The organism is Frankia sp. AgPm24 (assembly GCF_023243055.1).
In the GTDB taxonomy this organism is placed as follows: Bacteria; Actinomycetota; Actinomycetes; order Frankiales; family Frankiaceae; genus Frankia; species Frankia umida.
In genome coordinates, this window is record NZ_JALKFW010000155.1 from 1 (window position 1) to 14,393 (window position 14,393).

The following is a 14,393-nucleotide window of genomic DNA, read 5'->3' on the forward strand; positions in this document are numbered from 1 at the left end:
GAGGAGCAGCCAGACCCGGAACCGGCAAGTAGCTAGTTTTCGAACAACACTGCCTCAAACAGCTTGACGGGTTCCGCAGCGGGCCCTGCGGGGTTCGGGGTCGCTGCGTGAGCGGTCGCCTGGTGTCTGGGAGATCCGGGTCGTGGTCGGTTTCGATCCGGTGCGTGGGCGCAGTGTGCAACGTTCCTTCACGGTCCGTGGCGACGAGGAGTGTGCGCAGGCGCGGCGGCAGGAACTGGTCGCCGATGTCGGGATCTCCCGGGTGGACGTCACCGCCGGGGGCCGCATGACCGTGGGGGATCTGCTTGAGCGTTTCCTCGCCGCCCCGCACCACTGGAGTCCGGGGACGTTGAACTCGCACCGGTATGTGGTGGAGAAGCTGGTGGCTGACCGGGTGGCGCGGCGACGGCTGGTTGTGCTGACACCGGGGTTCATGCGGGCGACGATCCGACGGTGGCAGCAGGAGGACCTGTCTGTGCCGACGGTGTCGGCCCGCTGGCTGGTGCTGCGCTCGGCGGTGTCGTGGGCGGTTGAGGAGGAGCTGCTGCGCACCCATCCGCTGATGGGTATGAGGGGCCCGCCGCGGCCGGTGCCGCGGCGCCACCATGGCGTCGCGGAGGTCCGCCAGCTACTGCGCACGGCCGAGGCCCAGGTTGCCGCGGCCGAGGACGCGGTCCGCGCCCGCCCGGACCGTCGGGGGCCGGTGCGGGCGCTGTTCGTCGCCGAGCAGACGTTGCTGTTGGCGCGGCTCACCGCGGACTCCGGTGCGCGCCGGGGGGAACTGGACGGTCTGCGCCGTGGCAGTCTGGACGGTCGGATTCTCACGATCGAGTCGAGTGTGTCGAGCGGGGTGCTCGGCCCGACCAAGTCGAAACGTACCCGCCGTCTCACGCTCGGCCGCACCACCACCGAGATGATCACAAGGCATTGTGAGACCTGGGCGGCCCGGACCGGTGCCCCGTCGGGAGACTGGATTTTCGCGGCTTCCCCCGACCGTCGGACTCGCATCACCACGAGCGGGCTCACGCAGCGGCTCCACCGCCTGGGCGTGGCCGCCGGCGTCGAGGGATCGTCGCTGCACCGGCTGCGCCACAGCGTCGCGACCTACCTGGTCGGCAACGGCAAACTCCTCAAAGCCCAGGCCCGCCTCGGCCACCGCGACCCCGCCACCACCCTGCGCCACTACTCCCACGCCACCCCGCTCGACGACCAGGACATCGCCGACGACCTCGACACCCTCCTCAACGGAACCTGATCGACTGGCATGCCTGAGCTGAAGTTTTGCATCCGCTCAGGGGCACTGTTGCATCGGCGGAGTCCGCCAGCGCGCAGCTGCCGATCGGTCATGATCGGGTGATGCGCCGATGTCGTGTCTGTCCACCGGTTCCGACGTCGGAGTTCGCCGGGTTCCGCTTTCCTCCCGAGGTGATCGTCCTGGCGGTGCGGTGGTACCTGCGCTACGCCTTGTCCTACCGGGACGTGGAGGAGCTGCTTGCCGAGCGTGGCCTGGTCATTGATCACGTGACCGTCCACCGGTGGGTGCAGCGCTTCACGCCTCTGCTGGTCGAGGCGGCCCGGCCGTGTCGGCACCGGCCCGGCGATCGGTGGTTCGTGGATGAAACGTATGTGAAGGTCGCGGGCCGCTGGACGTACCTGTACCGGGCGGTCGACCAGTACGGCCAGGTCATCGACGTCCTGGCCAGCACCCGCCGCGACCAGGCCGCCGCCCGCCGATTCTTCGTTCGAGCGCTGACGCAGGGGCGCCGGCCGGTCGAGGTCACCACAGACAAGGCGCCGGTCTATCCGAGGATCCTTGACGAGCTGCTTCCCGAGGCCTGCCACGTCGACGCAGCCCGGGAGAACAACCGGATCGACGCCGACCACGGCCGCCTGAAAGCCCGGCTACGGCCGATGCGCGGCCTGAGACGGCTGCGCTCGGTCCAGACCGTCAGCGCCGGACACGCCCTGGTCCAGAACATCCGCCGCGGCCACGACGAACTCGCCATCAACACCGACCCGCACCTACAGCTGGCAGCCGCGTTCACCGAGCTCGCCGCCGCTGTCTGACCGCCGATCATCGAGGCCGCTGGCATGCCCCGCCTCACCTGAACGCAACAGCGCCGACCAACCCGACCCGGAACATTAAAGATCAGTAGTCCGCTCGTCCGCTCGCGGCGCGGCCTGCCGGGTCGCCAGGTCGCCGATGGGCCGGTCATGCCCGCGCCACGACGGTCAGGAACCTGTCGTTCCGCCCGGCGGGAGCGCCAGCCGGCACGACGACATCCCCGGTGCGCAGCCGGCGGGAGGCTCGGCTGGCCGAACCGGTCCGAAGCCGACCGTGTCGTTGACGGCCTACGCGGCCCACTGCTAACTTCCCCCAAAATGGTAACGAAAACCATTTCGGATTACTGGGAGAGGGGGGCGGTGCTCTGTCTGTCGATCATGCTGCTGCCCCGGACGGTGTGGGGCGTCGCGCAGCCCAGGGCGTCGGGAACGTGCCGGCCCTGCCGGTGGGAGCGCTCGCTGCGGCCCGTACCACCAGGCCCGTCGCCGCTCCCGCCCTGGCGACGCCGCCGCCGGCCCGGTGGTTTCCGGTGGTTGTCGGCGTGCTGCTGGTGGCCGTCCCGGTCGTGTTGACGGCGGCTATCAGCGTCGGCGCGGTCTGGATTCCGCCCGGTGAGGTGTGGCGGAGCATCACGAGCCATCTCGCCGGCGGTCACGGTTCATCGGCAATCAACGATCAGATCATCTGGGACGTGCGGGTCCCTCGGGTGCTCCTGGCGTTCGTCGTGGGCGCGGGCCTGGCCGTGGCGGGGACGGTCCTGCAGGCCGTGGTGCGCAATCCGCTGGCAGATCCGTACGTGCTGGGCGTGTCGTCCGGGGCGTCACTCGCCGCGGTGGCCGTACTCACTCTGGGCGGGCTCGCCTCCAGCGGGCTGGCCGCGAGGATCGGCGTGTCCGGCGCGGCGTTCGGCGGGGCCGTTGCGACCCTGGCCATGGTCCTTCTGCTCGGGCGGCGCCAGCAACACCTGGATCCGCAGCGGCTGCTGCTCGCCGGCGTGGCGTTGTCGTACCTGTTCCAGGCGGGTACGAGCTATCTACAGCTGCGGGTCGGGCCGAACCAGCTCGCCGCCGTGCTGTTCTGGTTGATGGGCACGGTGTCCGGAGCCGAGTGGGACAAGCTCGGCGTGCCGACGGCCGTCGTCGTGGCCGCCACGGGGTACCTGTTCGTCCAGGCGCGAGCGCTGAACGCGCTCGCGCTCGGCGACGAGGCCGCCGCCTCGCTGGGGATCGCCGTGAGCCGGCTGCGGACCCGGTTGCTGATCGTCGCGGCCGCGCTCACCGCGGCCGTCATCTCCGTCGCTGGTGGCGTCGGCTTCGTCGGGCTTCTCGCCCCGCACTGTGTGCGGCTGCTCATCGGATCGGACCACCGTCGCCTGCTGCCGGTGGCCGCGCTGCTCGGCGGGGTGTTCCTCGTCCTCGCCGATCTGCTGGGCCGGGTCGTCGCGCAGCCGTGGGAACTGCCGCTGAGTGTCATCACCGCAGCGGCTGGGGTGCCGTTCTTCCTCGTCCTGCTGCGCCGTTCGGGACGTTCGGGGCCGCTGGCATGACCCGGCTGCGCCTCGACGGGGTGGGTGTGACGATCGATGGCGCCTGGATCGTGCGTGATCTGACCATCGACTGCCCGGCGGGCAGTTTCGTGGGGCTTCTCGGCCCGAACGGCAGCGGCAAGTCGACCGTGCTGAAAACCGTCTACCGGGCGTTGCGGCCGACCGTCGGCACGGTGCTTCTGGACGGCGCGGATCTGATCCGGGATCTCTCTGGGCGCCAGGCCGCCCGGCGGGTCGCCGCGATGGGGCAGGAAACCGTCGGCGGTTTCGACCTCACGGTCGCCGAGGTGGTCTCCACCGGGCGCACGCCGCATCAGAGCGCCTGGAGCGCGACGTCGTCCGCCGACCGGGCCGTCATCGCCGCGGCGCTGACCACCGTGGGGATGGGAGCACACGCCGACCGCTCGTTCACCGCCCTCTCGGGCGGTGAGAAGCAGCGCGTTCTGCTGGCGCGCGCCCTCACCCAGCAACCGTCGGTACTGATCCTGGACGAGCCGACAAATCATCTCGACATCGGCACCCAGCTTCATCTGCTGGAGCTCGTGCAGGCCCTGGGCATCACCGTCCTGGCCGCGCTGCACGACCTCAACCTCGCCGCCGCCTTCTGCGACCGGTTGTACGTCCTGCGCGACGGCGTCGTCGTCCGAGCCGGCACCCCCGACGAAGTCCTGACTCCCGACCTCATCGGCGACGTGTTCGCGGTGCGGGCCCACCGAGGCGTCCATCCGGCGACCGGACGCCTCCACCTCGCCTTCTCCCGCCCCACCGCGGCGGCATCACCGCCCGCTCCCTGACACCGGCATCGCCATCGCCATCGCCCGGCAACACCACCAGCCCCGGTCGCACCCAGCCGTGGCCCGCCCGAAGGGAACCCCATGAAAGCCGCAGCGGCCACGGCCGCGTTCGCCGTCCTGCTCGTCACCTCCGTCGGCCTGACCGCTTGCGGAGCGGATGCCAGTCCGGCCCCAGGAGCCGCCGGCGCGGTCACCGCCCGCGCGAGCGCAGCCCAGTCGGCGTCCACCACCCGTTACCCGGTGGACGTGCGCAACTGCGGCCGGACCCTGCATTTCGACCGGGCACCGACCCGCGTCGTTTCCGGGTGGACGACCAACACCGAGCTGCTCATCGAACTCGGCCTCACGCACCGGATCGTTGGCCAGTACAACACCAGCAGCGGAACCCCCGCGGCGAAGTACGCCGCCACCGAGGCGAAGATCCCGGTGCTCGCCAAGGGCGCACCCAGCCGCGAGGCGCTGCTCGCCGCCCGCCCGGACCTGATCTGGGCAGACGGCAGCTACCTGTTCGACGGCCAGCAGCTACCGACCATCGACGACCTGCGGGCGGACGGCATCCAGGTGCTCATACTCGACGGCTTCTGCACCGACGACGCGACCAGGGCCGCGGTCCGCGACGTGGACACGACCCTCACCTCACTCGGCACGATCTTCGGCGCGCAGACGGCGGCGAGCCGGATCCGGGCCGACATCGACCGACGGCTCGAGGGCGTCGCGGCCAGCGTCCGGAGCGCGACCCCGACTCCCATCGCGATGATCAGCGCTTTCCAGGGCGCCGTCTACACCTACGACGGCGTCTACAGCGACATCGCCCGCCTCGCCGGGGCCAGGAACATCTACGCGGGTTCGCTGCCCGCGGGAAAGTACTTCAGCGAGCTGTCCGTCGAGGATCTGATCAGGAAGAACCCGGGCACGCTGGTCTACCTGCTCAGTGGCGGCGAGTCCGAGGCGAAGGCGCGGGAGTACCTGACCGCGAGGTTCCCGACGGTGCAGGCCGTCCGCAGCGGGCGGATTTCCTTTCTGCCGCAGTCGGACTCGACGAATCTCGCCGGTGTCGACGGGGTCACGACGCTGGCCACCGCGCTGCGGTTCTGACCCGATGTCCTCGGCCGCCGCGTTCCGGCTGTTCCTCACCAGCCGCGCCGTGTCCTGGGCCGGGTCCGCGATGACACTGGTCGCGCTCCCGCTGCTGCTCTACCAGCGTACGGGCAGCGCCACCCTGGCCGGCGTCCTGGCCGGACTCGAAGCGGTGCCCTATCTGCTGCTCGGTCTGCTGGCCGGGGCACTGGTCGATCGGTGGGATCACCGCCGCACGATGGTGTGCACGAGTGTGCTCAGCGGCCTGACGATGGCGAGCATCCCGATCGCCCACTGGACCGGCCTGCTCACGACGGCTCACCTGCTCGTCGCGGCGGTGCTGATCTCGACGATCTTCGTGTTCTTCGACGCGGCCGGCTTCGGTGCGGTGCCGGCCCTGGTCGGCCGCGACGCGGTCGCGTCGGCCACGGGGTCGATGGTGGCGGTGAGCACGCTGGTCAATCTGGTCGGTCCAGCGATCGGCGGCGTCGCCGCGACCACGCTGGGCGCGGCGAATGTCCTCGCGGTGGATGCGGCCAGTTATCTCCTCGGCGCTGCCCTGCTCAGCCAGGTGCGGTGGACGGTGACGACGACCATCGAAGCCCCGGAGTCGACCCGGGGTCGGCTGGTCCGCATGCGGGCGGACATCGGCGAGGGCCTGCGTTACCTGTGGGGCCACCAGGTCGTTCGAACCCTGACTCTGCTGGGAGCAGGGAACAGTGTGTCCGGCGGCGCGGTCAGCGGGCTGCTGGTCGTGCGCCAGTTCGGATTGCCGGACGACGACGCGCGGATCGGGTTCCTCTACGTGGCAGCGGCCGGCGGTTCGCTGCTCACCAGCCTGCTGCTCGGCCGGGTCCATCGCCGGTTCCCGGTCGGGATCATCACGCTGGGTGCCCTGGCGGTCGGCTGGGGAGCGCTGATCGGCTGGTCCTTCGCCACGACCTGGACGGTCGGTCTGGCCGTGGTCGTCCTCTGGCAGGCCAGTAGCTCGCTGGCCATCCTCAACGGCATCGTCGTACGCCAGGCCGTCACGCCACTGCGGCTACAGGGTCGGGTCAACACCACCGCGCGAATGATCGCCTGGGGTGGTACGCCGCTCGGCGCGGTCCTCGGCGGCGCCGTTGCCGAGGCATGGGGCACTCGGACCGCGTTGCTGCTGGCCTCCGCCGGAGTGGGCGGATCGCTGGTGCTCGGGGTCGTGGCAGGTCTGCGCACGGTAGGCCGACTCCGAGAGCTGCCTCGCGACGAGGACGACGCTGCGTTGGCAGCAGCCGGCCACGCGGACACCGGGACAGCGCCGGCGGCCAACTCCAGCCGCGGCACGCCGGTCAGCTGACCCGTCGGATCAGCGGAACGGCAATGTCGCGAAAGGGACCTCAGCCCGATCTGAAGGTGCTAGCCTGACCTTGCAAATGAAAATGGTTTTCATTTCGAAGGGAGGTGGAACTATGGAGGAGATCTCGTTCGAGGAGCTCGCCGAGGCATCGGTCCTCGCGGCGCCGCAGGACCCGACCACGCACGCGCTGGTGCAGAGCCCGTTCGCGTGGGACGAGCAGGAGTAGCCCCCGTCCGCTGACCAGGTCGGCGGACATCTCCTGCGCCGTGGCCGCCGGCGCCGACGGATCAATCGATCCGGCGTCGGCGGCCACGATCGCGGTCTCGCCACAGCGAATGTTCCGTTTCCTGGTGTCTTCGACCAGAAAGGTTCGATGTGCTCGCCCCCGGTCATCACCTGTACCGAGGCGCCGACGGCAGCTGGCGTTACAGCGCCCCCGGCGATGTCTTCGTTCGAATCGGCGGCGACGACCGCCTGCTCACCCTCGTGCAGGGCGTCGAAGCCGGCTTGTCCGGCGTGGTCGTCCCCGCGGCGGACCGGACCGCCGTCAGTCACGTCAGCGCGGCGCTGACGGCTCGGGGTGTGCTCCGTGCCCCCGACCGGGTGGCGGCTGCCCAGGTTCCGCCGGTGTGGAAGGTGTGGATCGAGGGCGACGGCCCGGCTACCGAACGGCTTGTGGATCTTCTCGTGGAGCTGCTCGACAGCGTTGACGGCGCGCCCGGGAGGGACGCGAACGCCGTGCGCGTCCAGTGCACGGTGGGTGCACTGGACGAGGCAGTGGTCGCGGGAAGCCAGGTGGTCGTGAGCTGTGCGCAGTGGCTTCCGGACGACCGCTGGCGCACCCTCGACCGTTGGTGCGCCGACCACGGCACCCCGTGGCACGGCTGCTACGCCGAGGGCGACGGCTTCGTCGTCGGGCCGTTGTCGATCCCGGGGCGGACCGCGTCCTACCGGGACACCCGGGGCCGCCGGCTTGCCGCGGCAGCGCTGCCCGACGAGCTGCGTGCCCACTGGGCGTACCTCGACTCCGACGCCCCCAGACCGGCGGCCCGGTTCCCGCGAACCGCCGTGGCGGTGCTGGCGGGTCTGCTCGCTGCCGACCTGCTGGCGCTGGCCGCGGGCACCATCGTCCCCAGCGAAGGCCATCAGCTCGTCGTCAACCCACGGGCAGCGTCGATCAACCGGCATCCGGTCCTGCCCCTGCCCGACCTCGCCGGCGATCCCGCATAGCCGTGGCCACGCTCCGCATCGACGCGAACCAACGGGTCCCCGCGGCCGACGGTCTCGGCCTGGCCACCGACGTGTATCTGCCGACGACGCTGCCCGCCCCCGTCGTCGTCACCCGCACTCCCTACGGACGCGGTGCGCTGCTGGCCAACGGGGCCGGCTGGGCGCGTCACGGATTCGTCTTCGTGGCCCAGGACGTCCGGGGCCGGTACGGCTCGGACGGCGTCTGGACCCCGTACCGCGGGGAGCGCGGCGACGGAGCAGCACTCGTCGAGTGGGTGCACCGGCAGCTCTGGTGTGACGGGAACGTGATCCTGGCCGGAGCGTCCTACGGTTCGTTCACCGCCTGGGCCGCGGCCCTCGCGGTGCCTCACCTGGTCCGGACGGTGATCAGCGAGGTACCCGCTGCCGGCCTGCGGGCGGCCAACGTCGATCCGTCAGGGGTGTTGCGGCTGGCCGAGTACGCCGGATGGTGGACCGACCATGCCGAGGCCCGCGTCAGCCGAGACAGCCTTGCCGGCCGGATGCTGCTCGAGGACCCGGACCTGCTTCGATCGCTTCCGATCGCCGACCTGGGCCAGCGATTGTGGGCTCGGCTACCGCGATGGTGGAACACGATCGCGGGGAACCTGCGGGACGGACCCGTGGATCGGCCGCACGCGGAGCGGAGGCACACGGAGCCGGGCCGGGGCGCGACGCCTGGTGGGCGGTCGAGTGATGATGAGACGCTGGGTGAACCCGAGTTGGCCGCCTGCCCGCTGCCCGCGCTGCACATCGGTGGCTGGTACGACCTCTTTCTCCCACAGACGCTCTCGCAGTGGACGACGGCCGGCCGAGACCGCGCCCCCCGGCCGGCCCGGGGCCTGGTCATCGGGCCGTGGGGGCATGAACTGTCCAGCCCGTCCACCAGCGCGGCCGGTGGGCGCGACCACGGCCCCGAATCACAGCTGCCGCTGGGACGGCTCCAGGTCGCCTGGATTCGCGGCGTGCTCGCCGGCGATGACCCGTCTCTGATCAAGGTGTTCGTCGTGGGAGAACGGCGCTGGTCGGATCGGTGGCCCGCGGCGACGAGCACGCGTCGACTGCATGCCGCCGCGGACGGGCATCTGACCGAGGCGTTCCCACGCGAGGTGGCCGGACGGTCGTTCGTCCACGATCCGGCCGATCCCCATCCCAGCCTGCCGGTCAGCCAGGACCGCACTGTTCTGGACTGCCGCGCCGACCGGGTAGCGTTTCGCACCGGCCCGCAACCCTCGCCGCCGGTCCTCGCGGGCACGCCGGTCATCCGGCTACGCGCGGACACCACCGCTCCGAGCGCGGACTGGATCGGCCGGTTGGTGGAACGCCGCGCCGACGGCCGGACCCTCGAAATCGCCTCCGGTAGCGCCGCCGTGGGTTCCGGGGCCTCGACCGTCGAGATCCCGCTTGACCCGATCGCCCTGCGCCCTGCCCCCGGCAGCCGGCTGGAGCTACAGCTCACCGGCAGTGACTTCCCGCGGCTGGCCCGCAACCTCAACACCGGCCGAGACCGGTACACGACCGCGGCCGTCGGCGGCCCCGCCATCCAGACCGTTCACCTCGGCCCGGACCACACCTGGATCGACCTGCCCATCCGGGAGAGACCGTGACCCTGCCACCAGCACGAATCTCCTCGCCGTGGTTCTGCCTGCCGTCGCCGGCCGAGGCGCTGCTCGTGGATCGCCGGCTCGGTCTGCTCACCCAGGTCGTGCCCTACCAGCCGAGTTCCCGGATGCCCCGGTCCTGGGTGGGCTGGAGTGCCCGCGCCGGGAACACCCGTGCCTTCGCGGACTGGGAGGGTGAACGGTTCGGATTCGGTGCCGCGTTCGTCGACCACGACCGGGCCCGCCGGGCGGCGGTCGGCGAGGCGGTGGAGCGGTACTGCGGCAACGCCGTACCGGCGAACCTGGAGATCGCGAGCCACGCGGAGCTCTGCCGGGCCGGCCGCCCGGCGCTCGACCCGGCCCTGCTGACCCTGTACTCCGACCGGCAGTACCGCACCCGCGGGTTCCCGTTCCGACGGTTCACCCGCGACACCCCGGTGGCCTGGGTGCCCGGCACCGACCTGCACAGGGGAACATCGGTGCTGGTGCCGGCTTCCCTGGCCTACCTGAACTACTTTCGCGGGCCGCGCGCCGCGGAACCGGCGACCCACGCGATGCCCTATGCCGGCATCGCCACCGGGGAGAACCGCGAGCACGCCGAACGGTTCGCGCTGGAGGAACTGTTCGAACGCGACGCCAACACCATCTGGTGGGCCAGTGGGGCGCCCGCGCAGGTCGTCGCGGACGCCGCCGACCTGCTCCACCGCTACGGCATCCGCGACGACGGGCCCAGTCACGCTGGCGGCGCGGGCCGGGTCATCCGAATCCTGCGGATTCCCGGTCAGTTCCCGGTGCCGGTGCTTGCGGCCTTCATCGAGGAGCCCGGCGAGGGCCTCGTCGCCTACGGCACGGCCTGCCGGGCGGACCCCGTGGAAGCGGCGAAGAAGGCCCTCGTTGAGGCCTTCGCCATGCTGGAGCTGACCGCCGAGATCGCGGACGGGACGAGCGCGCACTGGCAGGCCGTCGATCGCGGGGAGATACCCGCCGTCGCCTATCGCCCCTACCGGGCCGACCGCCGCTACGCCGACGACCTTCGTCCCGACCACCGCGACCTCGTCGACCTGCCAGCCGTCGCGCAGCTCTACCTGGACCCGCGGATGCAGGGCGAGCCCCTGGACCGGCTGCGCGATCGCACCCGGACGATCCGTCTCACCGACATCGATCCCGTCGACGACGTCCACGCGCGCCGCCGTTACCTCGATCTACTCGCGGCACGCGACCTGCCTGCCCTGTCGGTCGACGTCACCACCGGCGACGTCCGCGCGGCCGGGCTCACCGTCGTCCGTGTGATCGTCCCCGGGCTCTACGGAAACGCCCCCGCGGCCTTTCCCCTGCTCGGCGGACGCCGCCTCTACGAGGTGCCTGTCGAGCTGGGCCTCGTTCCCGGCCCGTTGACCGAGAGCGGCCTGTGCCCGCATCCCATTCCCCACGTCTGAGGACCCCGGATGGATCTCTCCACGATTCTCGACCCGCGCACCGGCATCATCCGCCGGATCGAGCGCGACACCGTCACGGACAGCCTGCCCGCCGAGTTCGCCATGCGCACCGCGGTCCTGTCGGACACCACCCGGTTCTCCCCCTGGGCCAGTGACTTCGCCGGTGCCGGCTACGCCCTGCTCGACGAGGACGCCGCACTCGGGCCCGCCGTCGGCGAGGCCGTCGAACGTTACTGCGGCAACCTCGTCCCCGCCGGGCTGCGCCGGGCCACCTGCGGCGAGCTGGTTGCCGCTGGCGAGACCGTCTTCGATCCCCGCACGGTCGTCCTGTTCAGCCCCGCGCAGTACGCCAGCCCCCGCTTCCCGTTCATACCGTTCGACGACGACCTGGCGGTGGAATGGACCCGCGGGGTCGACCTGCACTCCGGCGCCGTCGTCTGGGTACCGGCCCACCTGGTCTGGGTGTCCTACGCCCACCAGGCGCCGAGCCGCGGCGTTCCCTACCTCGGTCCGGTCCTCAGCGCCGGACTCGCCGCCGGCGTCGGCGAGTCCTCGGCGCGGTGGTCGGCGATGTGCCAACTGATCGAACGGGACGCCCTGACCATGGCCTGGCATGGCCGCCGACCCCTGCGGGCCGTGACCCCGCCCGCCTGGCTGGCGACGCTCGGCACAGGCCGACGTGGCACGCTGAGGACCCGTTTCCTCGAGTTCCCCAACGAGTTCGGGCTCGTCGTCGTCGGCGCGCTGGTGCGCGACGAGGCCACCGGCTACCTGTCCATGGGCGCGGCCTGTCGCGCCAGCGGCGAAGCGGCACTGCGCAAGGCCCTGGCCGAAGCGTTCCAGCTGCAGATGTTCGTCGCCGATCTCGACGACCCGGACGGGTCCTACATGCGCGTCGCCCGCGATCCGCGCAGCCCGCTGAGCCGTTGGCGTGCTGACCGGCGGTATCTCGACGACCGCCGCGGCGACCTGGCCGACGTCGTCGAGTACTGCACCCATCTCCAGCTCTTCCTCGATCCCCGGATGCAGGATCGGCTGGAAGCAGAGCTCGCGGACGCCGTCACCGCGACGGTCGGCTGGAACGAACTCGACCAGCGGACCCGGCTGGGCGGCGCCGAGCATCCCCGGGCCCTCGCTGCGGTGCTCGCCGACGCCGGCCACCCCGTCACCTGCGTTGACGTGACCACCCCGGATGTCGCCCCCACCGGGATCCGCGCGGTCCACGCGCTGGCACCCGGGTTGTACTCCAACGCCCCCATCGGCCTGCCGTTTCTCGGCGGTGCGCGGTTGGACCGGCAGCTCACCGCCGTCGGCCAGCCGCGCCGCGAGTTCCCGCTGCCCCACTGATGTCGCCCGCGAGGCAACCGCGCCTCACGGGCGACGGCCCAGCGGGAAGACCACGATCGGGAATCTGTCGTCGGGCAGCCGCAGCAACCGGGCGACGGCATGGTCGTCGAACGCGGTCACCGCACAGCCCGCCAACCCCAGCGTGGTCGCGGTCAGGTAGAGGTTCTGCAGCGCGATACCCGCGTCGACGTGCACCGTGCGGTAGTGCCGGGCCGGGTACCGCACCAGCGTCGTGTCCAGCCGTCCCACCAGGACGACCGCCATGGCGGCCCGCCGCGCGAACTCCGGTTGTACGAGCACCGAGCGCAACGCCGCGGCCGGCTCACCCGACCAGAGGGTTTCCAGCGCGTGGCCGTCGGCGTCGTACTCGAAGACCCCGCCCGGAAGCTCTCCGCCCGACTTCGCGAGCACGTAGACGGCGAGGGAGCGCAGTCCACCCGCGGACGGTGCCATCCGCATCCGGTGCGCGCTGCCGTCAGGCAGCCTGACCTGCCGCTGCGGCCCCCACGACCAGTGCAGCAACGACGACACCTGGGCGGCGCTCGGCATCCCGGCGCCGAAGCGGTACCACGACCGGCGCGCGTCCAGGACCGCGCCGAGCTCGTCCGGCAACGCCGCGACCGGCGCGGGCAGTGCGATCCGCCCGGCGGTGGCGGACAGCCCGTCGAGCACGACCGGGTGGCCCGGCGCACCGTCGAGCAGCCGCCGCACCTGGGCGATCCGGTCCGCCGCGGCGTCTGCGGCACTCACCCCGGCTGGCCCGATCCGACGAGGCCACCGCCGCCGGCAGCGACGGTTGCGGCGGCGGCGGTGCGCAGGTCGAAATGAGGGTCGATCTGCGTGGTCAGGTCGGCGCCGGTGGCGTCGTTCGCCCATGCCTGGGCGTTGCGCACATGGAACTCGATCATCTGGCGGTGGAGCCGGTCGAAGTCGCGCTCGGCGCGGTCCACGACCTGGCGCAGCTGTGCGAGAGCGGCGAGGTTGGCTGGTTCCAGGTCGCCGAGCGCCAGCGGACGGCCCTGCTCCATCGCGCGCACCGCGGCCGACTGCTCCAGCCAGACCAGCAGGTCGGCGCCGACCTGGTCGCGCAGGAACGCCACATCCTCCGGCCCGGTGATCTTGTTGCCGATGACCGAGATCGGGATGTCGTAGTCGGCGGCGTAGGCGCGGTACTGATGGTAGACGGCGACTCCCTTACGGGTCGGCTCGGCGACGAGGAATGTCCGGTCGAAGCGGGTGAACAGACCGGAAGCGAACGAGTCGGCGCCGGCGGTCATGTCCACGACCACGTATTCACCAGGCCCGTCGACGAGGTGGTTGAGCAGGAGTTCCACCGCGCCCACCTTGGAGTGGTAGCAGGCCACGCCGAGATCCTCCTCGGCGAAGGCTCCGGTCGCCATCAGCCGCACCCCGTCGACCTCGACCGCGAGCCGGTCGTGCAGCGGGCCGGGGCCGGCGACCCCGACCAGGCGGGATCCAGCGCCGGGCGGGGTGGTCTTGACCATCTCCGCCGCGGCGATCCGCGGGTTGTCTCCCCGTAGGTACTCCTTGATCTTCTCAAGATGGTCCCCGAGCGCGGGGAGGGCCGCCGCGGCCTGTTCCGACAGACCGAGCGCGACGCCGAGGTGCTGGTTGATGTCGGCGTCGATCGCCAGCACGGGCAGTCGCTCGGCGGCGAGGTAGCGGGTGAACAGAGCGGACAGGGTGGTCTTGCCGCTGCCGCCCTTACCGACAAAGGCCATCTTCATGGGGTTCCTCGGGTCGTGACGGCGCTGCCGCGATCATCGGGACCTGCATCATCCAGCAAATGATAACCGTTGTCGTTAACTCCGCTGCTGAAGAGCGGCGACCGAGCGGCGGCGGTGCGGAGCGCCGCGGGTCCGCCCGCTGCCCGGCTTCGTGGCGCAGCGGGCGGACGTCAGGTGGGGGTCGCGCCCGTCTGG

13 protein-coding genes are annotated in these 14,393 nt (G+C 71.5%); 11 read left to right on the top strand and 2 right to left on the bottom strand.

What is annotated here, in order from left to right:
* Positions 1-142: 142 nt before the first annotated feature.
* The 11 genes from MXD61_RS28390 (at position 143) to MXD61_RS07595 (ending at position 12,450) form a co-directional block, all read left to right on the top strand.
* Positions 143-1,255, top strand: coding sequence for a tyrosine-type recombinase/integrase (locus MXD61_RS28390; RefSeq protein WP_248812117.1), 1,113 nt, complete (start codon positions 143-145; stop codon positions 1,253-1,255).
* 101 nt (positions 1,256-1,356) lie between these two features.
* On the top strand, positions 1,357-2,067 hold the full coding sequence (locus tag MXD61_RS07550) for an IS6 family transposase (RefSeq protein ID WP_248812118.1): 711 nt from the start codon (positions 1,357-1,359) through the stop codon (positions 2,065-2,067).
* Positions 2,068-2,495: 428 nt separating this feature from the next.
* Complete coding sequence (locus tag MXD61_RS07555) at positions 2,496-3,611, top strand: iron ABC transporter permease (protein ID WP_248812119.1); 1,116 nt, start codon at positions 2,496-2,498, stop codon at positions 3,609-3,611.
* Positions 3,608-4,405, top strand: a complete 798-nt coding sequence (locus tag MXD61_RS07560) for an ABC transporter ATP-binding protein (RefSeq protein ID WP_251079581.1) — start codon at positions 3,608-3,610, stop codon at positions 4,403-4,405. Before MXD61_RS07555 ends, MXD61_RS07560 begins: the two co-directional genes overlap by 4 nt.
* 81 nt (positions 4,406-4,486) lie before the next feature.
* Positions 4,487-5,500 carry an ABC transporter substrate-binding protein gene (locus MXD61_RS07565; RefSeq protein ID WP_248812121.1) on the top strand — a complete coding sequence of 338 codons (1,014 nt, stop codon included), beginning with the start codon at positions 4,487-4,489 and terminating at the stop codon, positions 5,498-5,500.
* Positions 5,501-5,504: 4 nt separating this feature from the next.
* On the top strand, positions 5,505-6,818 hold the full coding sequence (locus MXD61_RS07570) for an MFS transporter (RefSeq protein WP_248812122.1): 1,314 nt from the start codon (positions 5,505-5,507) through the stop codon (positions 6,816-6,818).
* A gap of 112 nt (positions 6,819-6,930) precedes the next feature.
* Positions 6,931-7,044, top strand: coding sequence for a streptamidine-related RiPP repeat protein (locus MXD61_RS07575; protein ID WP_248812123.1), 114 nt, complete (start codon positions 6,931-6,933; stop codon positions 7,042-7,044).
* A 149-nt stretch (positions 7,045-7,193) separates the two neighbouring features.
* Complete coding sequence (locus MXD61_RS07580) at positions 7,194-8,048, top strand: hypothetical protein (RefSeq protein ID WP_248812124.1); 855 nt, start codon at positions 7,194-7,196, stop codon at positions 8,046-8,048.
* Between the two features lie 2 nt (positions 8,049-8,050).
* A complete protein-coding gene (locus MXD61_RS07585) occupies positions 8,051-9,673 on the top strand; it encodes a CocE/NonD family hydrolase (RefSeq protein ID WP_248812125.1) in 1,623 nt (540 codons plus the stop codon).
* Positions 9,670-11,103, top strand: coding sequence for a YcaO-like family protein (locus tag MXD61_RS07590; protein WP_248812126.1), 1,434 nt, complete (start codon positions 9,670-9,672; stop codon positions 11,101-11,103). The genes MXD61_RS07585 and MXD61_RS07590 overlap by 4 nt, the downstream gene beginning before the upstream one ends.
* A gap of 9 nt (positions 11,104-11,112) precedes the next feature.
* Positions 11,113-12,450 (top strand): YcaO-like family protein, encoded by a 1,338-nt coding sequence (locus MXD61_RS07595; protein WP_248812127.1) that lies wholly within the window; start codon positions 11,113-11,115, stop codon positions 12,448-12,450.
* Between the two features lie 24 nt (positions 12,451-12,474).
* On the opposite strand, the gene MXD61_RS07600 is transcribed toward MXD61_RS07595, so the two are convergent.
* Both MXD61_RS07600 and MXD61_RS07605 read right to left on the bottom strand, forming a co-directional pair.
* On the bottom strand, positions 12,475-13,200 hold the full coding sequence (locus MXD61_RS07600; protein WP_248812128.1) for a SagB family peptide dehydrogenase: 726 nt from the start codon (positions 13,198-13,200) through the stop codon (positions 12,475-12,477).
* Positions 13,197-14,198 carry an ATP-binding protein gene (locus MXD61_RS07605; protein WP_248812129.1) on the bottom strand — a complete coding sequence of 334 codons (1,002 nt, stop codon included), beginning with the start codon at positions 14,196-14,198 and terminating at the stop codon, positions 13,197-13,199. Before MXD61_RS07605 ends, MXD61_RS07600 begins: the two co-directional genes overlap by 4 nt.
* Positions 14,199-14,393 lie beyond the last annotated feature (195 nt).

What these genes read in the sequence shown, in the direction of transcription:
- MXD61_RS07550 (WP_248812118.1), top strand. Translation starts at nt 1,357, where the DNA reads ATGCGCCGATGTCGTGTCTGTCCACCGGTTCCGACGTCGGAGTTCGCC.
- MXD61_RS07560 (WP_251079581.1), top strand. Translation starts at nt 3,608, where the DNA reads ATGACCCGGCTGCGCCTCGACGGGGTGGGTGTGACGATCGATGGCGCC.
- MXD61_RS07565 (WP_248812121.1), top strand. Translation starts at nt 4,487, where the DNA reads ATGAAAGCCGCAGCGGCCACGGCCGCGTTCGCCGTCCTGCTCGTCACC.
- MXD61_RS07570 (WP_248812122.1), top strand. Translation starts at nt 5,505, where the DNA reads ATGTCCTCGGCCGCCGCGTTCCGGCTGTTCCTCACCAGCCGCGCCGTG.
- MXD61_RS07575 (WP_248812123.1), top strand. Translation starts at nt 6,931, where the DNA reads ATGGAGGAGATCTCGTTCGAGGAGCTCGCCGAGGCATCGGTCCTCGCG.
- MXD61_RS07595 (WP_248812127.1), top strand. Translation starts at nt 11,113, where the DNA reads ATGGATCTCTCCACGATTCTCGACCCGCGCACCGGCATCATCCGCCGG.
- MXD61_RS07605 (WP_248812129.1), bottom strand. Translation starts at nt 14,198, where the DNA reads ATGAAGATGGCCTTTGTCGGTAAGGGCGGCAGCGGCAAGACCACCCTG.